Below are 23,225 nucleotides of genomic sequence, written 5' to 3'. Positions count from 1 at the left end.
ACACTCCTTCAATACATATGTACCGGTCACGACGTCGCCTCATCTGCAAATGTTGTTGCCTGAGCGATCCAGTTTTCGCGCGCCACGCGGCCTTTGAACTTCAAATAGTCATCGATCCAGGCGACTTCCGCTTCTCCCCAAGCCGCAATCTGCGAGAAGTGGAAAATACCGAGCTCATTGAGGATGCCTTCGATCTTAGGTCCGATTCCGCTGATCTTTTTCAGGTCGTCTGGTTCGCCTTTTGGGGCTTCGAGGCCTTCTGGTTTTTGACCTTCCGGAGCGTTATTTTCGGCGGCCGAACCTGTATCCGTTTTTTCTACTGCTTTTTCAGCGGCTTCCGCTTCGGCTTTTACAGACTTCGCCTTCTTCACGGATTTTGGCATCTTGCCGTCACGTGGTTTCAGCGTTGTTTCAGGCAACTCTTCCGGAAGATTAGGAAGAGACGCACTTGCTGCGGCACTTCCATTATACAAGGCAGCATCAACCAGAGTCACAGCATCACCTTCGGGTGCTGACTTGTGACGTTTCACAAAAGTCCCTGGAGCAACATCGACGCCGCTGTCGAGCTTACGAAGCACTTCTTCGAGTGTCTCTGACGTCAGATCTTCATAATAATAGTCATTGATCTGCACGACCGGTGCATTCACGCACGCCCCCAGGCATTCGACTTCTTCCCAGGAAAGGCGACCTGTTTCGTTCACCTGGCCCTTGCTCCCGATGACTTTCTCGCAAACCTCTTTGAGGTCGTTGGCGCCGCGCAGCATGCACGGTGTCGTGCCGCAGAGCTGGATATGGTGTTGCCCAACGGGCTGAAGCCGGAACATCGTGTAGAATGTCGCGACCTCATACACGCGGATATACGGCATTTCCAGACGATCAGCGACTTCACGCATCGCAGGTTCGGAAAGCCAGCCTGCATTATCTTTCTGCGCCAGCCACAAAAGCGGAATCACGGCAGAACGCTTGCGCTCTTCCGGATATTTGGAAAGCCAGAAGCTGATTTTCTCTTCGGTACTGGCGTGGAACGAAAATACGTCTCCACCAGCTGCCAGATCAAAGCGTCTCACGCCCATTCAAGGCTCTCCATTGAAACGTCCAGGCTTCTGCAAGAAGCGGTCATAAGTGGTTGTGCGGTGGGGAAGTTGATCAACGGTCAATTTCCCCGAACACGATATCAAGCGATCCCAGAATAGCGGAAACATCTGCGAGCTGGTGCCCTTTGCAGAGATAATCCATGGCTTGCAAGTGCGGGAAGCCAGGAGCGCGAATCTTGAGGCGATAAGGCCGGTTTGTGCCGTCGGCTACTAGATAGACGCCAAACTCACCTTTCGGCGCTTCTACAGCGGCGTAGATTTCACCTTCCGGCACTTTGAAGCCTTCTGTGTAGAGCTTGAAGTGGTGAATCAGAGCTTCCATCGAACGCTTCATGTCAGCGCGACGTGGCGGAGACACCTTTGTGCCCTCGACCAGAACCGGACCAGGCTCCATCAGCTCAATACACTGCTTCATGATCTTGATGGACTCGCGCATTTCTTCCATGCGGCAGAGGTAGCGATCATAACAGTCGCCATTCTTTCCGATTGGAATCTGGAAGTCGAGTTCGTTGTAGCACTCATAAGGCTGTGCGCGGCGAAGATCCCAGGCCATGCCTGAACCGCGAACCATGACGCCAGAGAAGCCCCAATCCAATGCATCCTGAACAGAGACAACACCGATATCAGCGTTACGCTGCTTGAAGATCCGGTTGTCCGTCAGGAGGGTTTCGATGTCATCCATCGCGGCCGGAAACTCATCACAAAACGTCATGATGTCATCCAGCAACTCTGGCGGCAGGTCCTGGTGGACACCGCCAGGACGGAAATACGCTGCGTGCATACGTGACCCGCATGCACGCTCGTAAAACACCATCAGTTTTTCGCGTTCTTCAAAGCCCCAGGTGATCGGCGTCAGGGCGCCAACATCCATGGCTTGGGTCGTGATGTTCAGGATATGGTTCGAGATGCGTCCAAGTTCGCTGTACAGTACGCGAATGAGACTGGCGCGACGTGGCACTTCAAGACCCAGCAGCTTCTCAATCGCCAGACAGTACGCATGCTCCTGATTCATCGGTGCGACATAGTCGAGACGATCAAAGTATGGCATAGCCTGCAGGTACGTCTTGTACTCGATCAGCTTCTCTGTGCCACGATGGAGAAGGCCAATATGTGGATCGATGCGTTCAACGATCTCACCATCCATTTCAACAACAAGACGCAAAACGCCGTGTGCTGCCGGGTGCTGCGGACCGAAGTTGAATGTGAAGGAGCGATCGTCGGGATCGTGTGTCTGACCGTCAGCCATTTACCCTGCTCCATTCTCTGCTTTTTCGTCGCCCGGGATGATGGCCTGAGCACCTTCCCAAGGCGAGAGAAAATCAAAATTTCGATATTCCTGAACCAGTTTCACTGGCTCGTATACGACGCGTTTTTCGAGTTCGTCATAACGAACCTCAACATATCCGGTCAGCGGGAAGTCTTTCCGCAATGGATAGCCTTCAAAGCCATAGTCGGTCAGCAAGCGGCGGAGGTCGTCATTTCCGGCAAACAGAATGCCATACATGTCGAGCGCCTCGCGTTCGAACCATTGAGCTGCTGGAAAAATATCCATGACGCTCGGCACGGGCGTGTCTTCGTCCGTTGTCGTTTTGACGCGTATGCGCTGGTTCAGGCGCATGCTCAGAAAGTGATAAACCACTTCAAATCGCTCGCGGCGTGACGGAAAATCAACGCCGCAGATATCGACGAGTGTTTCGAACCGGCACTGGCTGTCATCGCGCAGGAATTTCAGCACGGACGGAATCTGCTCGCGCACAACATGGAGCGTCAGCTCGTCATGGGTGATTTCCCATTTCTGAACCGCATGCGGTTCAGCTGCTGAAATATGTTCGCCGAGATCTTTCAAATTGTCATCCATGGCGATCTCCTAGCGCTCAATCGTGCCTTCACGGCGAATCTTCTTCTGTAGCTGAAGAAGGCCGTAGACGAGCGCCTCAGCAGTTGGCGGGCATCCTGGGACGTAAATGTCGACTGGTACGACGCGGTCACAGCCACGTACGACAGCATAGCTATAGTGATAATAGCCGCCACCATTCGCGCATGATCCCATAGAAACCACGTACCGAGGCTCTGGCATCTGGTCGTAAACTTTCCGGAGCGCAGGCGCCATTTTGTTGGTCAGCGTGCCAGCAACGATCATGACGTCGGACTGGCGAGGTGAACCACGCGGCGCCATACCGAAACGTTCGAGGTCGTAACGTGGGTTCCCTGCGTGCATCATTTCAACAGCACAGCAGGCCAGACCGAAGGTCATCCACATCATAGAACCGGTACGAGCCCAGGTGATGAGATCATCCATTGCCGCTACGACAAATCCTTTGTCGGCCAGCTCATCGCTCAGGCCTGCGAAAAATGGATCGTCACCACGAACAGGTCCTGCGCCTTCAACGCCGGCTCGACCAGCGGACAGTGCAGGTTTGTTTTGAGTGTCAGTCACTATTCCCACTCCAGTGCGCCCGAGCGCCATTCGTATACGAAGCCAACCGTCAGGACGCCCAGAAAGACTACCATGGACCAGAAACCCAGGAGACCGATTTCTCCAAGAGAGACTGCCCACGGAAACAGGAAGGCGACTTCAAGGTCGAAAATAATAAACAGAATCGCGACGAGGTAAAAACGAACATCGAACTTCAGGCGAGCATCATCGAATGCTTCAAAGCCGCACTCATATGCCGAAAGTTTTTCCGGGTCAGGCTTGGATGGCGCAAGAACGGCAGAAGCCAACAGCAAAACCAAGCAGAGAATGAGCGCAAACCCGAGGAACAGGACGACGGGCAGATACTCGATTACGACGGACTGTATTTCATTCATTCCGATTCAGCCTTCAATCTTCACGACGCTGAGTATTCAGGTTTTACATCTGTTTCAACCTCGGAAAAGAGGTTCATGCCTCAAACACCCATAAAACCTAAGGAAGTTTTACGCGAACGGCAGCGTCGGGAACACTTTTAACGCGTTCTACGTTGGTATTGTGTCCGAAAGTTTAGCAGCGAACCACCCAGTGGCGCCAGAGCGCATATGATAGCGATATGTTGTGTTGGATGGGCATGATCGTTCCCGGACATGAAGCGGAAGGGAACAATTGTGCCCCATGAAACGTTTTAATTGAAACATATCGTCTCTTTTGGTATGTATCGATAAAAGACATTTTCGGGAGAGAAACATTATGGCGAATTCCGTTTCAGGCATTCAAATTCCCGCTCCGCTATATCGTCCGGGGGATCGCCCGGATTTTGCGCACCTCAATATTCCACAGGCCGGAGGTCTGCCGCGTCCAGACGTCGCGGCTGATGCCAAAGATTTGCGCGACCACGCATTCGGTCTGGTTCGCGTACTCAATCACAATCACTGTGCGATTGGTGACTGGGCACCAGAGCTCAGCCATGACGAGCTGCTGAAAGGGTTGAGAACAATGGTTCTAACCCGCGCGTACGACGAGCGCATGTTGAAGATGCAGCGTACGAAACGTTTGTCGTTTTACATGAAGAGCCTTGGTGAAGAGGCTGTGTCGATCGCAGCCGCGCACGCTCTACGGGATGATGACATGCTGTTTCCATCCTATCGTCAGCAGGGCGCACTTATCTATCGCGGCGCCGATCTGGTCGATATGATGTGTCAGTGCATCTCTAATTCGCGTGACAACCTACTCGGGCGTCAGCTTCCAGTTCACTACGCTCGAAAGGACCTTAACTGGTTCTCTATCTCCGGCAATCTGGCAACACAGTTTCCACAGGCTGTCGGCTGGTCCATGGCCAATCGCCTGAAAGGCAAGGACGGCATTGCTTCTAGCTGGATCGGTGAAGGTTCGACGGCTGAGGGCGATTTCCACTCAGCATGCACACTCGCCTCGACTTACAAAGCACCGACCCTTTTGAATGTCGTGAACAACCAATGGGCGATCTCCATGCACCAGAATATTTCTGGTGGTGCAGCAGAAACCTTTGCTTCTAAGGCGATCGGATTCGGTATCCCGGGGATCCGTGTCGACGGCAATGACTATCTAGCGGTTTATGCCGTGACGAAATGGGCTGCGGAGCGTGCGCGTGCTGGTCATGGTGCGACGTTGATTGAGCTGTTCACCTATCGCGGTGAGGCGCACTCTACGTCAGACGATCCGTCTCGATATCGTCCAAAAGACGAGTGGAAATCCTGGCCTCTCGGCGATCCGGTTGAAAGACTGAAGTCTCACCTGATTATGGATGGCGTGTGGAGCGACGAAGAGCATGCAGATCTCGAGGCCGATTCGAAGAATGAAGTGACGAAAGCCTGGAAGGAAAGCGTCAGCTACGGAACGTTGGAAGACGGTCCACATGCGCCTGTTCAGACCATGTTTGAAGACGTTTTTGCTGAACAACCCTGGCATATTCGACGCCAGCGACAGGCGCTTGGGCACTAATCAGCCGAGCAGGCTGTATAATTACCCTGTCCACTTCTTCCTATTACAGTTCGAGGAGTTTCCATGCCCTCTATGTCGATGATTCAGGCATTGAACAATGCAATGGATCTGAAAATGAAAGACGACCCCACCGTCACGGCCTTCGGCGAAGACGTGGGCTATTTCGGTGGCGTTTTCGGCGTCACAAAAGGACTTCAGGAAAAATACGGTTCGGAACGCGTCTTTGATGCTCCAATCAACGAGGGCGCAATCGTCGCTATGGCCATGGGCATGGCGGTGAATGGCATGCGGCCCGTGGCGGAAATCCAATTTGCCGACTATGTGTTCCCGGGTTTTGACCAGATCTTGTCGGAGCTTTCGCGCATACGTTACAGGAGTGCGAACCAGTACACAGCTCCTGTGACCATTCGTACGCCGTGCGGTGGCGGTATTTATGGCGGCCAGACCCACTCTATGAGTCCGGAGGCGTTCTTTACGCATATCCCGGGCCTCGTGGTTATGATGCCGTCGAACCCGTATGATGCCAAAGGGCTTTTGACATCCGCGATTGAGAGCGATGATCCCGTCATCTTCTTTGAACCGAAGCGGCTGTATAATGGTCCTTTTTTTGGAGACCCTGGTCAGCCCTCGTCGTCCTGGTCGTCTCATGCGAAAGGCGATGTACCGGAAGACCTGTACTCTGTACCGATCGGGAAAGCGGAAACAGTTCGCGCTGGTCAAGAACTCACGGTCATCGCTTACGGCACGATGGTGCATGTGGCGCTGGCTGCCGCTGAAGAACTGGGAGTCGACGCAGATATCCTCGATCTTCGGACATTGATCCCCTACGATGTGGAAGCCGTCACAACATCTGTTCAAAAGACAGGCCGCTGTATGGTGCTCCATGAAGCACCTCGGACATCCGGCTTCGGCGCCGAACTCATTTCACAAATCCAGGAAGACTGTTTTTATTCGCTCGAAGCGCCGATTGTTCGGGTGACCGGGTGGGATACGCCCTACCCGCATGCGCACGAGTGGAGTTATTTTCCCGGAAAATCGCGCGTTATGAAAGCGATGAAAACACTGATGGAGGCGCCGCAATGAGCGAACATACCATCAAAATGCCCGACGTCGGAGAAGGTGTAACAGAAGCCGAAATCGTGGCATGGCACGTTTCTCCAGGCGACGTGGTCGAAGAAGATCAGGACCTTGTTGACGTCATGACCGACAAGGCGACCGTTGAAATTCCCTCGCCTGTTTCGGGAAAAATTGTCAGCATCTCCGGCGATCCCGGAGACATGATATCGGTCGGCTCGCCAATCATTGTCATCGAAACCGATGAAGCTGTCAGTGACAGTCCGGAAGAAGCCGAAGTTTCTGATAACCAGACTGAGAAAACGGCAGAACCAGCTGAACCTCAGTCGCCTTCCGCTCAAGACGTCAGTCCGAGTGGCGACGCAAGCAGTAAAGCTGGCACGTCACCGCGTCATGTCGGCGTTAGCGTTCCCAATGGAGCCAATACCAAAGTTCTCGCTTCTCCTGCCGTTCGTCAGCGCGCACTGGAATTGGATGTGGAGCTTTCTTCGGTAGTTGGCAGCGGCCCAGCGGGGCGGATCTTGCGCGAAGACCTCGACGATTTCGTATCGGCGGGCGGACGCGCAATTGCTAGATCCAGTGCGCCAACAGGGCGTCAAAAAAGGACCCGTGAACACACGACAAATGTCATTGGTTTGCGTCGCAAGATTGCGCAGAACATGGAAAAAGCCTGGTCGGTTCCGATGATCACATACGTTGAGGAAATCGACGTAACGGAACTCGAAGCACTTCGTAAATCGTTGAACGCGTCGCGCCAAGACGACCGAGCCAAGTTGACTCTTCTGCCATTTCTTGGACGTGCCATCGTTAAAACCGTTTCCAGCTTTCCGCACACCAACGCACATTACCGGGCTGATGAAGGTTCGCTGACAGAATTCGAAGCGGTTCACCTCGGAATCGCGACAGCGACAGATAAAGGTCTTGTCGTTCCTGTCCTGAAACATTCAGAAGCCATGACCGTCTGGGATATGGCATCCGAAATCAAACGCCTCTCCGCAGCCGCTCGTGACGGAAAGGCGGGACGCGAGGAAATTACTGGTTCGACAATTACGATTACCAGTCTGGGGGCGATTGGCGGTCTGGTGACGACGCCGATTCTGAACACACCCGAAACCAGCATTGTCGGCGTGAACAAGATCGTTGAGCGGCCGGTTTTTGACGGAGGTGGCCGTGTTGTGCCGCGCCTCTTCATGAACCTCTCATCAAGCTTCGACCACCGAATTGTTGATGGTTATGAGGCCGCGCAATTCGTTCAGAAAATTCGTGCCTATCTGGAAACTCCTGCAACACTATTCATGGAGGAGGATGCGCAATGAACCAGACTCTCGAATGTGACGTCCTCGTCGTCGGAGGCGGCCCCGGAGGTTACCCCGCAGCGATTCGCGCCGGTCAGCTCGGCCTGAAGACGATTCTGGTGGACGCAGAAGGCCTCGGCGGGACTTGCCTGCTCCGTGGCTGTATTCCATCGAAAGCATTCATTCACGCGGCTTCTGAGTTTCAGAGCGTCGCAAGCGCGGCTACCGAGGACAATCCTTACGGCATATCTATCAAATCCGCTCCTGATCTTGATTTCGAAAAGCTTGCAGGCTGGAAAAATTCTGTCGTCGAGAATCTGACTGGCGGCGTTGCGCAGCTTTTGAAGGCGGCGGGTGTCAAAGTCATTTCAGGATGGGCGCGGTTTTCGAATGCCAAGACCTGTACAGTCGAGGGTGGTGACGGTGAATTTGCCATCAAACCACAGCACGTCATTCTCGCGAACGGGTCGAGTGAGATAGAGCTGCCTGATATCCCATTTGACGGGACTCACGTGCTGTCATCAACACATGTACTGGAGCTGCAATCCTTACCAAAATCGGTTGCCATTATTGGTGCGGGTTATATCGGTATGGAACTCGGTATGGCGCTGTCCAAGTTCGGCACCGATGTCACCTTTATTGAAGCTGCTGACCGTATTCTGCCGGGATATGATGCTGAGCTCAGCCGCCCGGTAGCGCAAGCCGCCAAATTGGCTGGCATTGATATCTTGCTGAACACCAAGGCCAAGCAGACCAGGAAGATAGACGACGGTGTTGAGCTGTCTTTTGAGTCAAAAGCCGGTGAGACGAACTCGATCTCCGTCGAGAAAGTCATTGTCGCCATCGGGCGCCAACCCAGAACGCAAGACTGGGGTCTCGAAACGATGGGCGTAGATATGAACGGCCCATTCGTGCAGACCAATGACAAGTGTCAAACGAGCATGAGCGGTGTGTACGCGATTGGCGATCTTACCGGTGAGCCAATGCTCGCCCATAAGGCGACTAGCCAAGGCGAATGTGCTGCTGAAATAATCTCCGGCGCGAAACGTCGGTTTGCCCCGGTTGCGATTCCTGCAGTCTGTTTTACCGACCCGGAGATTGTGAGCGTCGGGCAGACGCCAGACGAGGCGAAAGCAGATGGTGAAGAGACTGTCGTAAGTAAGTTTCCACTCGCAGCTTCCGGACGAGCGCTCTCAATGAATGCAGGCGGCAGTCGAGGCTTTGTGCGGGTCGTTGCGCGCAAGGACGATCATGTAATCCTAGGTGTGCAGGCGGTTGGGCCACATGTTTCTGATCTCTCCGGCGAATTCGTTCTGGCGCTCGAGATGGGGGCCGTTCTCGAGGATATTGCTCAGACTATTCACGCTCACCCGACCTTGTCTGAAATGTTCGCCGAAAGCGCGATGGCTGCTTTAGGCCATCCTATCCATATCACAGCGAAATAGCGTTCGTCATACGCCCTGGCGACTTAGTGCGGCGACGGTCATGCGCCGCACGAGATCTGGAAACGTCATTTGCGCGTGCCAACCCAGTTCGGCTTTTGCCTTCGTAGAATCACCAACAAGTGGGCGGCCATTTTCATCGCGAATGAAGGCTGGATTTACCTCAGCGATCTTTCGCCCCGTGCCGGCATCGAATACGCATTCTTCTGCGCCCTGTCCTTCAAAAACGATTTTTAAATCAAGTGTTTTTGCGGAATAATTGACCCATCCCCTGACGTTATTCACTTCGCCGGACGAGAGAAGATAATCGGTCGGCTTTTCGCTTTGCATGGCCAGTATAATCGCGTCCACAAAGTCGCCTGCATAGCTCCAGTCCCGACGATCATCCAGCGCGCCGAGCTGAAGTAGCTCGCCGCTGCCCTGTTTGATCCGCGTGAGCGTTTGAACGATTTTCTGGCTGACAAACTCATCCCCTCTTAACGGGGATTCGTGATTATAGAGGATCCCGGAAACGGCGAAGGCGCCCTGTTGCCGCAAGGTTTTCAGCTCAAGATCCAAAGCATGTTTTGCTTTTCCATAGTTTGAAACGGGAGCGCGGCTTGTGTTTTCATTTTGCGGCGCGGTCGATGGCTCTCCGAAAACGAATGCAGATGAGGCCTGAAAGATTCGCACGTCAGGGTGAAAATCAAGAGCACGCCGGAACAGATGTAGCGGCCCTTCATAATTTACCGCTCGGGTAAGAATCTTGTCCGTTTCTGTTTTTCCCAACGACGATAAAGCACCAAAATTATAAATCTCGTCCGGACGGATTTCAGCAATCGCCATATCAATTTGCGGATGATTGGTCAGATCGAGTGGGAACAGCAGCACTTGTTTATCAATACCCAGTCGCTTCAAGCGCCAGAGGTCTTGTTGCGGACGACTGATGCCACCGCAGACATCATATCCGGAATCGAGTAGTTTCTTCGCAAGATAGGCTCCGTCCTGACCAGCTATTCCAGTAATCAGCGCTGTCGGCCGTGGCATGTTATTCGTTACCGTCTGCGCGGATGGTTGCCTCAAGCTTTGCGACAATTTGGCGAACGACCTTTTCAGCGACGCTCTGGTCCAATGCTTCGACCATCACGCGAATGACGGGTTCCGTTCCAGATTTTCGGATGACGAGACGCCCCGTCTCACCGAGTTCCGTTTCGGCCTTGGCAAGCGCATCCTTTACGGATGGATCCACCAATGGGTCAGTCTTGCCGTAGTGTACATTCTCGAGGATTTGAGGCACGGGATCGAAAACTGACAAGACATTGCTGGCCGGCTCCCCGCGATCCTTCACGATGGCGAGAAGCTGTAGGGCTGCAATCAACGCGTCTCCGGTGGTGACGAAGTCTGTCAGAACAATGTGACCAGACTGCTCACCACCAATATTGATCTGTTTCTCGCGCATACGCTCCACAACGTGACGGTCGCCGACCTTAGTTCGTTCAAGTGAGATTCCGCGTTGCCTTAGAGCACGTTCCAGACCGAGATTGGACATTATGGTCGCTGCAACCGCCTTGCCGTTCAGCATACCTTTGGCGGCGAAATGAAGCCCCAGTGCGCCCATGATCTGATCGCCATCAATTTCTGCACCAGTCTCATCTACGACGATCAGCCGGTCTGCGTCGCCATCAAGCGCGAATCCGATATCCGATTTGGTATTCAGAACGGCATTCTGTAGGTGTTTCGTGTGCAGTGCGCCGCAATCGGCATTGATGTTTGAGCCATTCGGTAGGTTGCCGATAACGGAAACCTCTGCACCAAGGCTTTCAAAGACGAGAGGGCCAACATGCGTGCCCGCACCATTCGCACAATCGAGGCACACTTTCAGTCCCCGAAAGGACACACCCTGCCCGACAGAATTTTGTGCAAAAGAGACGTATTCTTCAGCCATGGATGGTGAGCTAGTCGTTGTGCCGAGTTCATCGAACGCAACATGACACGGATCGTCACTGTGAATGCATTGCTCGAGGGTTATCTGGAGCTCTTCAGATATCTTGAACCCGTCGCGTCCGAACAGTTTGATCCCATTGTCCGTGGCCGGATTGTGTGAGGCGGTGATCATCAGCCCCATGTCATATCCGTGCTTCCTGGTCAGAAATCCAATGGCGGGCGTGGGAAGAATTCCACAATTTGTTGCATCCGCACCAGCGTTGACGAGCCCGGCAATAATGGCGGCTTCGATCATGACACCGGAGTTGCGTGTGTCTCGCCCAATCAGAATTCGCGGTTTGCTGTCTCCCTGAGAGCGCAAGACGAATCCAATCGCCTCACCCAGGCGCACAAGATTCTGTGGTGTGATCGCCCCCGCATTCACACGTCCACGAATACCGTCTGTTCCGAACAGGCGTTGTTCCATTACTATCCCTCTGACCGCTACTCGCGGTGTTGCTAGAATTCTGACGTGAGAGCAAGCGCGCGATTATTCAACTGTGACGGATTTCGCCAGGTTCCTAGGTTGGTCCACATCGGTTCCCAAAGCTACGGCTGCGTGATACGCAAGCAGTTGTAGGGCAACCGTCTGCACGATTGGCATGATGATTTCTGGCGTGTTCGGCAGCGCAATTGAGCGAGTTGGCGCACTGCCCGCGTGTGCAATTCCCTTTTCATCGGACAAAAGGAGGACCGGGCCGGAGCGTGCGGCGACTTCCTGTAGGTTCGACAAGGACTTTTCGAACAGGTCATCAAACGGTGCAATAAAAACAACAGGCGTCTTCGCCGTGATCAGAGCAATCGGACCATGTTTCAGTTCGCCCGATGCAAAGCCTTCTGCGTGGATATAGGAAATTTCCTTGAGCTTGAGCGCGCCTTCGAGCGCTAGCGGATAGTAGACGCCGCGCCCAAGGTAGAAAGCATCAGCTGCTTGTTCAAAATGGATGACTTCCTTCTTGATTACGTCATCAAGAGACAAAGCTTTCTCAATTGCAGAGTTGACCGTCAGAATATCATTGCTGAGTGCTGCTACTTCTGCTTCGTCGAGATGCCCCTGTGCTTCTGCAATAGCGACCGCGAAAGCAAGAAGCACCACAAGCTGAGCTGTGAAAGCCTTGGTGCTGGCAACACCAATTTCGGGGCCGGCATATGTCGGCAGCACAACATCAGCTTCACGCGCAATCGTTGACGTCTGAACATTGACGATAGCCACGGTTTTGATCCCCTGCTCTTTGCAGTAACGCAAGGCTGCAAGTGTATCCGCAGTTTCGCCGGACTGGGACACGAAAACCGCGATAGAATTCTTTGCAAGGGCTGGTCTGCGATACCGGAACTCCGATGCGATGTCCGTTTTGCTCGGTACGCCAGCCAGCTGTTCAAACCAGTATTCGCTGACCCGCGTCGCGTAGTGCGCAGTGCCGCAAGACACCATATAGATTGAAGAAACGTCTGCCAGATTGATCTGGTCAGCCGCTGCGCGTGGGAGGCCAAGTGTCTGATGCGCGGGATGCGTATAAACATCCAGCGTGCGTTTCACTGTGCGTGGCTGCTCGAAGATCTCTTTCAACATGAAGTGAGGGTAATTGCCTTTGCCAGCTTCATCTTCTTCGGTCACGACCTCCTGGACCGGGCGGGTTACTTCATCACCTGCTTCATTGTAGATCGTGTAGCTGGCCTTGGTCAGGACGCACCAGTCGCCTTCTTCAAGATAAATGACCTGTTTTGTATAGGGTGAGATCGCCAGAGCATCCGATCCCAGAAACATTTCTCCTTCGCCGACGCCGATGACAAGCGGGCTTCCTTTGCGGGCACCGATCATCATGTCGTCGTGAGATTCAAAGAGAATCGCGAGCGCATATGCACCGCGTAGAAGTTTCAGTGCCTGACGAACAGCATCCTGGGGGCTCACGCCCTCCTTCATCAGAGAAGACAGAAGAACGGGTACAGTTTCGGTGTCCGTGTCCGTTTCGAACGCAAAGCCTTTTTCCGAAAGCGATTTGCGAAGTTCGGTATAATTTTCGATGATCCCATTGTGCACAACTGCAACACCATCATGCATATGCGGGTGCGCGTTGCGTGTGGTTGGTGGACCATGAGTTGCCCAACGGGTGTGGCCTATACCAACGGTGCCATCGAGCGGAGCTGACAAAAGCGCTGATTCGAGATTTGCGATTTTGCCTTCACTGCGTCGACGGTCGAGTTCACCATTAGAAAGTGTGGCAATGCCAGCGCTATCATATCCGCGATATTCCAGCCGCTTCAGTGCCGCCACCAATCTTGGAGATGCAGGGTATCTGCCGACAATGCCTATAATTCCACACATGCTGTCTTTTGCCTGTTCGCAATTGAGATCATTCTGTTTCCAGCATCACTTCGTGAAAAATTCGCGTAAGAAAAGGGTTGAGACCAGCTGAAAACATCACCTTTTCCGACAAAATATTCCGAAATGTTTCGTGTGCGGGGCCGCAATGAGGCGATTTAACGATTGGATGTGCTGATCAAATTGTTTTTCGTTCATTTTCCTTGGAATCGGAATCGCTTTCAGCCACATGTAAGCATATGATCACCATCAATACGGGAGGGTAGACATGGTTGACGCTTCAGCGGAGCAAAAATCCGTCGATGAGCTGATCCGAATTCTGGATCTTGAGCGCATTGAGGTGAATCGATTTCGCGGAATTACACCCCCTTCCCGGTCTATCCGTGTGTTTGGCGGTCAGGTGATCGCACAGGCTCTGGTCGCGGCGTACCGGACGGTTGAGGACAGGCATTGTCATTCGATGCATGCCTATTTCATTCGACCAGGTAATCCGAACATTCCTATTCTTTATGAAGTCGATCAGGCACGTAATGGCCGGAGTTTCACCACCAGACGCGTTGTCGCGATTCAGAATGGCGAACAAATTTTCAATCTCGCAGCATCCTTCCAGGTCGAGGAAGCAGGCTTTGAGCATCAGATCGCGATGCCCGATGTGCCGGGACCGGAAAACCTGATGTCAGAAGATGAGAGCCGATTAGCGCTGGCAAAAACCGCTGATCCCGAACTGGCAAAGCTTCTGTCTGTGCCACGCCCGATTGAGCTTCGTTATGTGAAGCCGCAGGATATGGAACATCCAGCTAAGATGGATACTGACAGCCCAGTCTGGATGAAGCTCAACAAGACGATTGGTGACGATCTGCATCTGCATCACGCCGTGCTTGCCTATGCGTCAGATATGACGCTGCTCGACACATGTGTCCGTCCACATGGTGTGAATTTCTTCACGGACACGGTGCAGATGGCGAGCCTCGACCACGCCATGTGGTTCCACCAGCCTTTCCGGACCGATGAATGGTTGCTGTATGCTCAGGATAGTCCGAGTGCGTCGGGCGGGCGCGGTTTCAACCGTGGTTCGGTCTTTACAAAGGATGGGCGACTGGTCGCGTCGGTCACACAGGAAGGGCTGATCCGCCCGACAAAAAAGAAACAGAATTCATGATGATGACCGGCAGTGCGTTGACTGACGAGGCCGCGGAAGCGGAGACACTGGTTCACTCAACGAAAACCGATAAACCGCGCAGGATTGCAATTCTCTCCTATCGCTCGACGCCGCATGTTGGTGGTCAGGGAATCTATCTGGACTATCTGAGCCGCGCCCTGGTGGAGCGCGGTCATGATGTGGATATCATTTCCGGCCCACCCTATCCGGAGGTTGATGAGCGGGTGAAGGTGATCGAGATTCCCTCTCTGGACCTCTATGCTCAGCCACATAATGGGCATTTTGCATTGCGCCCGCGGCATTTTAAACGCGGTGAAGATCTCTATGAGTATTTCGCTCATCTGACGGGCAAATTCGCTGAACCGTTGACGTTTGGGGAAAGGCTGAAGCGCTATTTTGCAGAGCAGAAGCCGCAGTATGATGTCATCATCGACAATCAGACACTGACTCCGGGCCTCCTGTCTGATGCGCTTCAGAAGACACCAATTATCGGGATCATCCATCATCCTATTACACAGGATCGTCAGCTTGCACTGGATGCAGAAAAAAGCTTCCGCAAGCGCCTGCTGATCCGCCGCTGGTACGGCTTTATTGCGCCGCAAATCAAGGTCGCATGCCAGATGCCGATCCACATCACCTCTTCCGGCGCGATCAAGAAGGATATAATGCGCGAGTTCGGGCTGAAATCTGAGCAATTGCGGGTGATCCCGCTGGGCGTTGCGCAGGAAGACTTTCACCCTCGCGATGACGTTAAACGCGAACCGCTTCAGATCATCACCACAGCGAGCGCAGATGTGCCTTTGAAAGGGTTGATCTATCTCCTGCGAGCGGTTGCCAAACTTCGTGATGACCTGCCGGACCTCAAATTGAAGGTGATTGGTAAGCTCCGGGAGGGCGCAACGTCCAAGGAACTGGAAGCGCTTAGCATCTCGGACATGGTAAGCTTCGAAAGCGGCCTCACGCGAGAAGAACTCGCGCGCGCATTCTGTGCTGCAAGCATCGCTGTAACACCATCGCTCTATGAAGGGTTTGGTCTACCTTGCGCAGAGGCCATGAGCTGCGGCACACCCGTTCTGACAACGGATGGCGGCGCCCTTCCAGAAGTCGTGGGAGACGCTGGACTTGTCGTTCCGAAAGCCGATCCAGAGGCGCTCGCGACGGCGCTGCGGACATTCTTTAAGCAATCAGACGAACTAAAGGCAGAACTGGGTCGGCGGGCTTTTGAACGCGCGCAACTCACCTTCAATTGGAGCCGGATTGCACCAGTTTATGAAACGGTGATCGAAGAGGCCATTGCACGTTGATGCTGACGGTAAAATTCAAACACCTCGACCTGAAGCCAGGACAGCGCGTGCTGGATCTTGGTTGCGGTGAAGGCCGGCATGTGCACGGCTTTCATATGGTGGACGGTATCAATGTTGTCGGCGTTGATATCGATGAGCCGTCACTCGCTAAAGCGCGCGAAGGGATCGAATATTTAGACAGGCAAAGTTCAGACACGTACCCAACTGGCGACACAAGCTTCATGCAGGCAAGTGCATACGAGCTGCCTTTTGAAGACGACTGCTTCGACGTGGTGATTTGCTCGGAAGTACTGGAACATCTGGACAATTACCCAGCTGCTATTTTGGAAATGCGACGGGTTCTGAAACCCGGTGGGAAACTCGGGATCACAGTGCCACACGGCTGGCCTGAGCGTATGTGCTGGAGACTGGCGCCCCCTCCGGGCGGATATCCATTTGAGCCGGGCGGACATATTCGCATTTTCGATGACACGGCTCTGAAATATGAACTGGTCAATGCGGGCTTTACGTTTCAGCGCAAGCATCATACACACGGCCTTCATTCGCCTTACTGGTGGTTAAAATGTGCGCTTTGGGACCAACGGGACACCCATTGGTTGATCAAGCTCTATCATAACTTCCTTGTCTGGGATCTGATGAAGAAACCCATTCTGACGCGATTTCTGGACGCCATCACTTCCCCAATCATGGGCAAAAGCGTCGCGCTGTATTTTGAGGCCAATGAAAAATGACCACAATCCAGCTCAAGCGAAAGCCTGTTCACCTCGATCGGCGTCTTCAGACCCCCACTCAGTTGCTGCTGGAAATCCAGACTGAAGACGGCGCGATTGGCTGGTTTTCTGACGGGATTTGGGATGCATGGAACCATACCGAAGGGGCAATGGCGCTAGAAGTCATGGGTGAGCACGAAGCAGCCGATCGCGCGTTTTCGTATCTTCAGAAAACGCAGCTCTCGGACGGCGCCTGGGAAGGTGATTATGGCAATACAGTTCCCATGGCGGACCTCTACCATATGAGCCGAGAGTCGAATGGCACCTTCCGCGACACGAATTTCACTGCGTATTGCGCCGTCGGCTTGTGGCACCGCTATGTCAGCCGGAGTGACGCTGCCGATCTTCGTACTTTCTGGCCCATGGTTCGTGCTGCGTTTGAGTTCGTCCTCTCGCTACAATCAGAACATGGCGACATCGCATGGTCGACGGAAGCGAAATCCATGGGGCCGGATGATTCGCTCAGGGCCGGTAATGGGTCTATTCGAAAGAGTCTTGAGTGCGCCATCAAGATCGCGAACGTGCTCGGAGAGACGAAGGAATTGCAAGCCTATCGTCGAGCTTTGAGTATGCTGGATGAGGCTTTGACAAACAAGCCAGAGCGGTTCGATCGTAATGGTGAAGACCGAATGAAGTATGCGATGGACTGGTACTACCCGGCCATGGGCGGCGCGGTCAAAGGGCATGACGCCAACATGTTGTTGCGCCGACATTGGAACGACTTTGTTGTGCCAGATCTCGGGTGCCACTGCGTTCTGACCGAACCTTGGGTAACCATCGCAGAGACCGCGGAGCTCGCGATTACTCTGATCGGACTAGGCGGACGCGACATCGCTGCAGAACTGATCGAACTCCAGTTCAACCACCGAGACGAAGATGGTGCATTCTGGATGGGCTACCAGTATGCTGAAAAGCTGTACTGGCCGCTGGAGAAGCCATCCTGGACACAGGCGGCAATGATTCTTGCAGTTGATGCGTTACGTCGTGGATCTGCTACAGAACGTGTGCTCGCCAGCCACGCCTGAACGTCCCTTCACTCAGAGGCGCCTCAGGAGCCTTAAAGAGCCTGCTTGCTGAATTTCTTCGAACAGGCCCGACTCAATCGCAAGGCAGTAAATTTCATATGGTGGCCGGCCGCCGTCAGCTGGATTCTCGAACACGTCGTGGATGGCGAGAATCCCTCCGCGCATGACCTTGCCAGACCAAACACGATAATCTGTCCTTGCGGGTTCGCGACCATGTCCGCCATCAATGAAGAGCATAGAGAGCGGTGTGAGCCAGTAGCGGCCAATTGTTTCTGATCTGCCGACGACAGGTATAACCGTCTCTTCCAGGCCTGCCCTTCTAAGCGTCGTTCTCAGAAACGGAAGCGTATCCATCGCATTGGCCTGAGAGTCCCAGGTCTCCGGATCATGGTGTTCCCAATCCGGCTGATTCTCCTCAGATCCACGGTGATGATCGATCGCAAACAAATGGCTCTTTGAAAGCTTGCATGCCGTCCCGATATAGACGGCCGACTTTCCACAATAAGTGCCGATTTCCACAATCGGGCCTTTGGCGGCCTGCTCCAAAGCGATGGCGTACAGCGCCTCGCCTTCTGCCTTCGGCATGAAGCCTTTTACGTCACCTATATCGATCGGAAGTTTCACTGAAAATCTGCCATACTCGTGAGGCCCGTATCGGCCATGACGTCTTCAGGAAAATGGTGGGCGGTAACGGGCTCGAACCGCTGACCCTCTCGGTGTAAACGAGATGCTCTTCCAACTGAGCTAACCGCCCCTGAGGCGCGCACAAATCCCTAAAAAAGCACGCGAGGTCAAGAGGCAAGTGAGAAGAATACTCACTTGCCAGCAAGATTTATTCAGTTTCTGTGGATTCAGCGTCTTTTGCCACGTGCGCCTGCTTCACAACATAGGCGCGGATCGCCTCAGCTTCATCCTCTGACAGGACTTCAGCAAACGATACCATGCCGTTAGAAGAAAGATTTCCGTCAATCACTACGGATTTCCACGCCTCTGGGTCGCCAGCGATTGCTGACCACCTCAGATCCGGCAGAACGCCTGAACTCACAGCAAAAGGACCGTGGCAAACAGCGCAGAGACGTGCATACGAGACAGACCCGTCCTTCCACATTTCCTCATCACCAAACACATCCGCATGTGGTTCTCTCGGCATTGGCTCGAGTTCTGGATCAGGAATTTCACCTGTACCGCCGAGCTTGTATGTAACGACTTTCCCCACAATCGGAGGAACTGTTTCGTCATAGCCGAATCCGCCTGCGAGACCGAATGCAGATCCCCAGCCGGTGGTGATGGTTACATACTGCTCGCCATCGATCATGAAAGTGCCAGGACCAGATGCGCCACCTGCCTTGAGATTGGACGTCCATTTTTCTTCGCCTGTCGCCGCATCATAGGCGGAGAATGTCCCATCAAGTTTGCCCTGAAACACCAGGCCACCGGCCGTAGCCAGAACACCGCCATTCCACGCATTGCCGTGCTCAACGCTCCAGCGGGCTTCCTGCTTGATCGGATCCCAGGCAATCAGGCGCCCCTTGAGGCCAGCTCGAGCAGCTTTGAACACTTCTGGTGGCGGTTCGACAGGAACGCCGGCCGCAAAGTCTGAACCTGTATTCCAGATCGCCGGGTTTTCCCAGAACTGGGCGTCCGTCTGATATGCTTGTGGCACCTCCTGCGCCGGTATGTAGGCGAGATTCAATTCTGGATTAAATGCCATTGGTTGCCAGTTATGACCGCCAAGTGGACCTGGCGTTTGAAGGAATGGCGTATCGCCATAACGAGCCTGCGCCAGTTCGATTGGACGACCATTTTCATCCAGACCGGAGCTCCAGTTCTGGGGCACATAATTGTTGCCGGAAATATACTCTCCGCTTGCTGCATCAAGCACATAGAAATTGCCATTCTTCGGTGCCTGCATGACAACGCGGCGCGCCTCGCCTTCCTCTCCGAGTGGAAGATCGGCCAGGATCAGAGTTTGCGTCGCTGTGTAGTCCCAGTTGTCGCCAGGTGTGGTCTGGAAGTGCCAGACATATTCGCCTGTGTCGGGTTTTACGGCCACAATGGATGAAAGGAAGAGATTGTCCTTACCTGACGGGTCGCGGAATTTCTGATTCCATGGCGAGCCATTACCCACCCCGAAAATGATGAGGTCATTTACCTGATCGTAGACGATGGAATCCCAGACAGTGCCGCCACCTCCAGAATTCTTCCAGTCGCCCTCTTCCCCCCAGGAGACATTTCCGACCTTTTCGAACGCGCTATCGGACGCAGCATTGTCCGGTTCTTTTTCCGCGTTGGGTACGGTGTAGAAACGCCAGTCCATGTCTCCGGTATCGACATCATAAGCAGAGATGTAACCGCGCACGCCGAGCTCTGCGCCACCATTGCCGATAAAGACGCGACCATCCACAACCCGTGGGGCGCCAGTGATTGTATAAGGCTTTGACTGATCGACCGTCACCTTACTCCAAACGACATCGCCCGTCTTGGCATCAAGTGCCTCGAGGCGGCCATCAATAACGCCGACAAAGATTTTGCCTTCGTAGACGGCGACGCCGCGGTTCACGACATCGCAACACGCATTCACACCAACGGAGCGATCGACGCCGGGATCATAAACCCATTTTTCTTCGCCGGTTTTTGCATCCAGCGCATGAACGACCGACCAGGCGGATGTGACATACATTGTGCCGTCGACGACAATCGGCGTCGATTCAACGCCGCGATTTGTCGTCAGGTTGTAGGTCCAGGCGACACCAAGCTCTGAGGCGTTCTCAGTATTGATCTGTTCGAGCGGTGAGAAACGTTGTTCGGCATAGTTGAAGCCATATGTCAGCCATTCTTCCGGCGTAGCAGAAGCATTTCGAAGCCGGTCGCTGGTAACATTGGCAAACTCAGCGGAATTCGTCGTTTCGATCGCAGGCGTCGTTTCTGTGACAACGGGCGTATCTTCTGCTTGCTGGTTTTGGCCGCAGGACGCCATCGCCAGTGCTGCCGTACTGGCGAGCACCGCCATACGAAACTTTTGCATTGTTCTCTCCCTCGAGTGCACGATCTTTAAGTCGTTTGGTTCAATTTGAACCGCTTGCTTTAACAAAGCAAGTATTTGGCACGGTCGACGACTATGAAAACCGATAGGTCAGAGGGTTTGGAAGCAAATTAGACGTGTTTAGAGAGTGCCCGCTTTGATAGCGCAGTCTTTGATCATGGATTCAAGGCGCTTTGACTGATTGATTAGGTTGAAGTCAGACAATGCGAATTCTCGTCCGGCTATTCCCATTGCACGCGTCGCGTCGGGGTCAGAGATCATGCGTAGAAACCGGTCCGCCAGAGCAACGCTATCTTTTTCCTCGACCAGATAGCCAGTTTCGCCATCTTTGACGCATTCCGGAATACCCGCATGGTAAGTTGCAGCCAGAGCGCATTCTGAAAGCATAGCTTCAATGCAGACAAGTGGCAGGCCCTCGGCGTCGCCCGAAGACGCTCGCTGTGATGGCACGCAGGCGATCATGGCTTCGGCAAAATGGCTCGGCATCTCGTCGGCTGGAATCCAGCCGGGAAGTTCAGCGGCAACGCCCGCTGCGTTCAAGCGCGCGACCAGCTCTTCCTTCAGCTCGCCGTCGCCAAGGAGCCGAACGCGCCAGTCCGCCAGAGCGGGACCAAGCGTGGCCAATGCGTCAATCAGCGTTTCGATGCCCTTCTTCTCGGTCCAGCGACCCGCAAAGAGAATGATTTTTTGCTTCTCGCCTGGGGAGAAGCGCTCGGGATCCGCTGTGTTGTGATGCACGACCATCTTTTGATCGGGAGCGCCTTTTGACAGGAGCTCGCGTCGGATGAAATCGGAGCATGGCAGGATCAGGTCTGCTTCCTTCCAGAGGTCAGCGCGGCGCCGGTTATAGACGCGGAAGGCTGACTCTTTTGTATTCGACGTCTTGGTCGCATCGCCGCCATAATAAGTGACGATGAGTGGTAGATTGAGTTTTCGGGCGATTGGAAGGGCATAAGCGCCGGACTTGCCAAAACTCGCGTGGATAGCCACGGGATCAAAAGACCGTAGCTTGTCCTCGAGCTCAGCAGAGATGACGCCGAATTGCTTGAAGCCGGCCTCACCGAACATGCCGTGGTAGTCGCCGAGTTGAAGCGCTTCAAACTCTGGCGGCACAGGGCCTTTGAGTTCATGTCCTATGAAGACGGGGCGAAGTTCTGAAAAGGAACGATAACCACGCGGGATAAAGCTCTCCGACGGGGTGAAGAGCTTGTCGGAATAGGCCAGAATATTACGCGGCGATGGCATTATAGTGTCCTGCCTTTTTCGATTTCCATCCATTCCCACGCAGTACGGACAATGGTGTCGATGTCTGACATTTCCGGCTTCCAGCCGAGTACGTCTCCGGCCTTGGCGCAGGAAGCAACTAGAGACGGAGGGTCACCTGGACGTCGATCCACATAGGAGACGTCGAGTGGCCTGCCAATAACCTCGCTGACGGCATTTGCCAGTTCCAGAATGCTCGTCCCCTGCCCTGTGCCGAGATTGACGATCTGCGACGGCTTCCCATCGATCAGATAATCTCCAGCCAGTGCGTGAGCCCGTGCCAGATCGCAGACATGTACATAGTCGCGGACGCAGGTCCCATCCCGAGTATCGAAGTCTCTTCCGTTGATCTGGAACTTGAAGCTTTCGTCTGTCGCTCCTTTGATTGCGAGCGGGATCACGTGTGGCTCTGGATCGTGACGTTCGCCGATCTCATGGTCGGGGTCGCTGCCACCTGCATTGAAGTAGCGTAGAATGAAATGGCGGATGCCATACGCCTGCTCGAAGTCCTGGATCACGCGCTCTGCCATCATTTTGGAGGCGCCATAAGGATTGATCGGCTTTTGAGGTGTTTCTTCGGTGATCAACTGTTCCGAAATGCCATAGGTCGCGCAGCTGGATGAGAAGATGATGTTCTTCACTTCGTTTTCACGCATGGCTTCGAGCAGGTTCACCGTGCCTTGAACATTGTTTTGATAGTACATGCCGGGATGGTTCATGCTCTCAGCGACGTATGCGAAGGCTGCAAAGTGAGCGACCAGGTCCGGCTTGGTATCACGGATTGCTTTCGATAGCGCTTGCCGGTCCAGAAGATCACCCTCGATCAGATCGCCCCATTTGGCGAACTCAGACCAACCGCGGCTTAGATTGTCGTAGACAACAATGTCCCAGCCCGCTTTCGAAAAGGCCTTGCAGCTATGGCTGCCGACGAAGCCGGCGCCACCGGTGACAAATACTTTCTTCGACACGATGATTCCCTGTCTCAAACGAATGCGATCGGACCGAATTCGTCAGAATATGTCTTGTTTCAATAAAGCTCCATTGCACACAGCATAAGTCTCACGCTAGAGCCAGCAGC

At 53.8% G+C, this 23,225-nt stretch carries 20 protein-coding genes and 1 tRNA gene; 8 read left to right on the top strand and 13 right to left on the bottom strand.

Annotated elements, in window-relative coordinates; all coding sequences use genetic code 11:
- Positions 1-26: 26 nt before the first annotated feature.
- The 5 genes from nuoE to ACFQDM_RS17770 form a co-directional block, all read right to left on the bottom strand.
- A complete protein-coding gene (nuoE, locus tag ACFQDM_RS17790) occupies positions 27-1,073 on the bottom strand; it encodes an NADH-quinone oxidoreductase subunit NuoE (protein ID WP_377381590.1) in 1,047 nt (348 codons plus the stop codon).
- Between the two features lie 73 nt (positions 1,074-1,146).
- The gene (locus tag ACFQDM_RS17785) at positions 1,147-2,340 is read right to left on the bottom strand and encodes an NADH-quinone oxidoreductase subunit D (RefSeq protein WP_377381586.1); all 1,194 of its coding nucleotides are present in this window, start codon (positions 2,338-2,340) and stop codon (positions 1,147-1,149) included.
- Positions 2,341-2,952: an NADH-quinone oxidoreductase subunit C gene (locus ACFQDM_RS17780; protein WP_377381583.1), complete on the bottom strand. Its 612-nt coding sequence runs from the start codon at positions 2,950-2,952 to the stop codon at positions 2,341-2,343. It lies immediately after the preceding gene.
- Positions 2,953-2,961: 9 nt separating this feature from the next.
- Positions 2,962-3,561, bottom strand: coding sequence for a NuoB/complex I 20 kDa subunit family protein (locus ACFQDM_RS17775; protein WP_377381580.1), 600 nt, complete (start codon positions 3,559-3,561; stop codon positions 2,962-2,964).
- Positions 3,531-3,905, bottom strand: a complete 375-nt coding sequence (locus tag ACFQDM_RS17770; protein WP_377381578.1) for an NADH-quinone oxidoreductase subunit A — start codon at positions 3,903-3,905, stop codon at positions 3,531-3,533. Before ACFQDM_RS17770 ends, ACFQDM_RS17775 begins: the two co-directional genes overlap by 31 nt.
- Positions 3,906-4,260: 355 nt before the next feature.
- Here ACFQDM_RS17770 and ACFQDM_RS17765 point away from each other — a divergent pair, with 355 nt between their 5' ends.
- The 4 genes from ACFQDM_RS17765 to lpdA all read left to right on the top strand — a co-directional run bounded on the left by ACFQDM_RS17765 (position 4,261) and on the right by lpdA (position 9,304).
- Positions 4,261-5,490, top strand: a complete 1,230-nt coding sequence (locus ACFQDM_RS17765) for a thiamine pyrophosphate-dependent enzyme (protein ID WP_377381575.1) — start codon at positions 4,261-4,263, stop codon at positions 5,488-5,490.
- Positions 5,491-5,553: 63 nt separating this feature from the next.
- Positions 5,554-6,573, top strand: a complete 1,020-nt coding sequence (locus tag ACFQDM_RS17760) for an alpha-ketoacid dehydrogenase subunit beta (RefSeq protein ID WP_377381572.1) — start codon at positions 5,554-5,556, stop codon at positions 6,571-6,573.
- Positions 6,570-7,880 carry a dihydrolipoamide acetyltransferase family protein gene (locus tag ACFQDM_RS17755; protein WP_377381569.1) on the top strand — a complete coding sequence of 437 codons (1,311 nt, stop codon included), beginning with the start codon at positions 6,570-6,572 and terminating at the stop codon, positions 7,878-7,880. The genes ACFQDM_RS17760 and ACFQDM_RS17755 overlap by 4 nt, the downstream gene beginning before the upstream one ends.
- A complete protein-coding gene (gene lpdA / locus ACFQDM_RS17750; RefSeq protein ID WP_377381566.1) occupies positions 7,877-9,304 on the top strand; it encodes a dihydrolipoyl dehydrogenase in 1,428 nt (475 codons plus the stop codon). The genes ACFQDM_RS17755 and lpdA overlap by 4 nt, the downstream gene beginning before the upstream one ends.
- Before the next feature lie 6 nt (positions 9,305-9,310).
- Here lpdA and ACFQDM_RS17745 read toward each other — a convergent pair whose 3' ends face one another.
- The 3 genes from ACFQDM_RS17745 to glmS all read right to left on the bottom strand — a co-directional run bounded on the left by ACFQDM_RS17745 (position 9,311) and on the right by glmS (position 13,586).
- Complete coding sequence (locus ACFQDM_RS17745; RefSeq protein ID WP_377381563.1) at positions 9,311-10,375, bottom strand: GDP-mannose 4,6-dehydratase; 1,065 nt, start codon at positions 10,373-10,375, stop codon at positions 9,311-9,313.
- On the bottom strand, positions 10,329-11,690 hold the full coding sequence (gene glmM / locus ACFQDM_RS17740; RefSeq protein WP_377381560.1) for a phosphoglucosamine mutase: 1,362 nt from the start codon (positions 11,688-11,690) through the stop codon (positions 10,329-10,331). The genes ACFQDM_RS17745 and glmM overlap by 47 nt, the downstream gene beginning before the upstream one ends.
- A gap of 63 nt (positions 11,691-11,753) precedes the next feature.
- Entirely contained in the window at positions 11,754-13,586 is a 1,833-nt protein-coding gene (gene glmS / locus ACFQDM_RS17735; protein WP_377381557.1) for a glutamine--fructose-6-phosphate transaminase (isomerizing), read from the bottom strand.
- A gap of 265 nt (positions 13,587-13,851) precedes the next feature.
- Between glmS and ACFQDM_RS17730 the strand changes: the two genes are divergently transcribed.
- The 4 genes from ACFQDM_RS17730 to ACFQDM_RS17715 are packed head-to-tail and all read left to right on the top strand — an operon-like array spanning position 13,852 to position 17,841.
- Positions 13,852-14,742, top strand: a complete 891-nt coding sequence (locus tag ACFQDM_RS17730) for an acyl-CoA thioesterase (RefSeq protein WP_377381554.1) — start codon at positions 13,852-13,854, stop codon at positions 14,740-14,742.
- Positions 14,739-16,046, top strand: coding sequence for a glycosyltransferase family 4 protein (locus ACFQDM_RS17725; RefSeq protein ID WP_377381552.1), 1,308 nt, complete (start codon positions 14,739-14,741; stop codon positions 16,044-16,046). The genes ACFQDM_RS17730 and ACFQDM_RS17725 overlap by 4 nt, the downstream gene beginning before the upstream one ends.
- On the top strand, positions 16,046-16,777 hold the full coding sequence (locus tag ACFQDM_RS17720) for a class I SAM-dependent methyltransferase (protein ID WP_377381550.1): 732 nt from the start codon (positions 16,046-16,048) through the stop codon (positions 16,775-16,777). The genes ACFQDM_RS17725 and ACFQDM_RS17720 overlap by 1 nt, the downstream gene beginning before the upstream one ends.
- A complete protein-coding gene (locus ACFQDM_RS17715) occupies positions 16,774-17,841 on the top strand; it encodes a prenyltransferase (protein WP_377381548.1) in 1,068 nt (355 codons plus the stop codon). Before ACFQDM_RS17720 ends, ACFQDM_RS17715 begins: the two co-directional genes overlap by 4 nt.
- Positions 17,842-17,853: 12 nt before the next feature.
- On the opposite strand, the gene ACFQDM_RS17710 is transcribed toward ACFQDM_RS17715, so the two are convergent.
- The 5 genes from ACFQDM_RS17710 to galE all read right to left on the bottom strand — a co-directional run bounded on the left by ACFQDM_RS17710 (position 17,854) and on the right by galE (position 23,115).
- Positions 17,854-18,465 (bottom strand): class I SAM-dependent methyltransferase, encoded by a 612-nt coding sequence (locus ACFQDM_RS17710; RefSeq protein WP_377381545.1) that lies wholly within the window; start codon positions 18,463-18,465, stop codon positions 17,854-17,856.
- Between the two features lie 54 nt (positions 18,466-18,519).
- A tRNA-Val gene (locus ACFQDM_RS17705) sits at positions 18,520-18,595 on the bottom strand.
- Positions 18,596-18,673: 78 nt separating this feature from the next.
- Positions 18,674-20,866 (bottom strand): PQQ-dependent dehydrogenase, methanol/ethanol family, encoded by a 2,193-nt coding sequence (locus ACFQDM_RS17700; protein ID WP_377381543.1) that lies wholly within the window; start codon positions 20,864-20,866, stop codon positions 18,674-18,676.
- A gap of 138 nt (positions 20,867-21,004) precedes the next feature.
- A complete protein-coding gene (locus ACFQDM_RS17695; protein WP_377381540.1) occupies positions 21,005-22,129 on the bottom strand; it encodes a glycosyltransferase in 1,125 nt (374 codons plus the stop codon).
- Entirely contained in the window at positions 22,129-23,115 is a 987-nt protein-coding gene (gene galE / locus ACFQDM_RS17690; RefSeq protein WP_377381537.1) for a UDP-glucose 4-epimerase GalE, read from the bottom strand. Before galE ends, ACFQDM_RS17695 begins: the two co-directional genes overlap by 1 nt.
- Positions 23,116-23,225 lie beyond the last annotated feature (110 nt).

Origin of the sequence: Ponticaulis profundi (genome assembly GCF_042659465.1) — a bacterium.
Classification (GTDB): Bacteria; Pseudomonadota; Alphaproteobacteria; order Caulobacterales; family Hyphomonadaceae; genus Ponticaulis; species Ponticaulis profundi.
The sequence above is the reverse complement of the archived record's forward strand: the minus strand, read 5'-3'. Positions and strand labels throughout refer to the sequence as shown.

What these genes read in the sequence shown, in the direction of transcription:
- ACFQDM_RS17720 (WP_377381550.1), top strand. Translation starts at nt 16,046, where the DNA reads ATGCTGACGGTAAAATTCAAACACCTCGACCTGAAGCCAGGACAGCGC.
- ACFQDM_RS17775 (WP_377381580.1), bottom strand. Translation starts at nt 3,561, where the DNA reads ATGGCGCTCGGGCGCACTGGAGTGGGAATAGTGACTGACACTCAAAAC.
- ACFQDM_RS17770 (WP_377381578.1), bottom strand. Translation starts at nt 3,905, where the DNA reads ATGAATGAAATACAGTCCGTCGTAATCGAGTATCTGCCCGTCGTCCTG.
- ACFQDM_RS17730 (WP_377381554.1), top strand. Translation starts at nt 13,852, where the DNA reads ATGGTTGACGCTTCAGCGGAGCAAAAATCCGTCGATGAGCTGATCCGA.
- ACFQDM_RS17695 (WP_377381540.1), bottom strand. Translation starts at nt 22,129, where the DNA reads ATGCCATCGCCGCGTAATATTCTGGCCTATTCCGACAAGCTCTTCACC.
- glmM (WP_377381560.1), bottom strand. Translation starts at nt 11,690, where the DNA reads ATGGAACAACGCCTGTTCGGAACAGACGGTATTCGTGGACGTGTGAAT.
- ACFQDM_RS17785 (WP_377381586.1), bottom strand. Translation starts at nt 2,340, where the DNA reads ATGGCTGACGGTCAGACACACGATCCCGACGATCGCTCCTTCACATTC.
- ACFQDM_RS17725 (WP_377381552.1), top strand. Translation starts at nt 14,739, where the DNA reads ATGATGATGACCGGCAGTGCGTTGACTGACGAGGCCGCGGAAGCGGAG.
- ACFQDM_RS17760 (WP_377381572.1), top strand. Translation starts at nt 5,554, where the DNA reads ATGCCCTCTATGTCGATGATTCAGGCATTGAACAATGCAATGGATCTG.
- ACFQDM_RS17755 (WP_377381569.1), top strand. Translation starts at nt 6,570, where the DNA reads ATGAGCGAACATACCATCAAAATGCCCGACGTCGGAGAAGGTGTAACA.
- ACFQDM_RS17780 (WP_377381583.1), bottom strand. Translation starts at nt 2,952, where the DNA reads ATGGATGACAATTTGAAAGATCTCGGCGAACATATTTCAGCAGCTGAA.
- ACFQDM_RS17700 (WP_377381543.1), bottom strand. Translation starts at nt 20,866, where the DNA reads ATGCAAAAGTTTCGTATGGCGGTGCTCGCCAGTACGGCAGCACTGGCG.
- glmS (WP_377381557.1), bottom strand. Translation starts at nt 13,586, where the DNA reads ATGTGTGGAATTATAGGCATTGTCGGCAGATACCCTGCATCTCCAAGA.
- lpdA (WP_377381566.1), top strand. Translation starts at nt 7,877, where the DNA reads ATGAACCAGACTCTCGAATGTGACGTCCTCGTCGTCGGAGGCGGCCCC.
- ACFQDM_RS17715 (WP_377381548.1), top strand. Translation starts at nt 16,774, where the DNA reads ATGACCACAATCCAGCTCAAGCGAAAGCCTGTTCACCTCGATCGGCGT.
- nuoE (WP_377381590.1), bottom strand. Translation starts at nt 1,073, where the DNA reads ATGGGCGTGAGACGCTTTGATCTGGCAGCTGGTGGAGACGTATTTTCG.
- ACFQDM_RS17765 (WP_377381575.1), top strand. Translation starts at nt 4,261, where the DNA reads ATGGCGAATTCCGTTTCAGGCATTCAAATTCCCGCTCCGCTATATCGT.